This is a genomic window from Vibrio sp. 704 (assembly GCF_033339295.1).
Genome location: NZ_JAWOUH010000795.1, coordinates 1 through 569 on the forward strand (window position 1 = coordinate 1; position 569 = coordinate 569).

General features: G+C 46.7%; 2 pseudogenes. Both read right to left on the bottom strand.

Features of this window, described 5'->3' with window-relative positions:
- A pseudogene (locus R7R24_RS29155) lies at positions 1-407 on the bottom strand (amino acid ABC transporter permease); the annotation flags it as partial.
- A 1-nt stretch (position 408) separates the two neighbouring features.
- A pseudogene (locus R7R24_RS29160) lies at positions 409-569 on the bottom strand (amino acid ABC transporter permease); the annotation flags it as partial.

The following is a 569-nucleotide window of genomic DNA, read 5'->3' on the forward strand; positions in this document are numbered from 1 at the left end:
ACGATAAACGGATAGATGTTGACAAAGAACAGCCAAATCCATAAACGTTTTGGTGTTTTTTCATAGGCAAGAAGCACAGTGAAAATCGCGAGCGTGATGTAAAACAGGCGAGGGCGCCAAAGTTCTGCTTCTGGGTAGAAGCCGTACATGAACTGCTCCCAGCGAACACTGATGAACACCCAGCATGCACCTTCTCGGCTACAGTCATCACGCGTTGAGCCTATCCAGTCAGCATTAATGAATGCCCAATCGACAATGTGCCAAAGCGCATTGAAAACGATATAAGCAAGAATAAGCGTGACAATGGAGTTGACTGGGCCATTAAACAAATTCTTGCGTAACCACCCAACCACGCCAACGGTATTTGATGGTGGCGGGAGATCGGGTTGAAATTGGTGTGTACTCATATTATCTCTCCACCAGCGCAACTTTGCGGTTGTACAAGTTCATTAACGCAGACGTGAGCAAGCTCAGCGCTAGATAAACGCCCATTGTCATTGCGATGATTTCAATGGCTTGTCCTGTCTGGTTCAAGGTTGTACCAGCAAACACAGAAACCAGATCCGGAT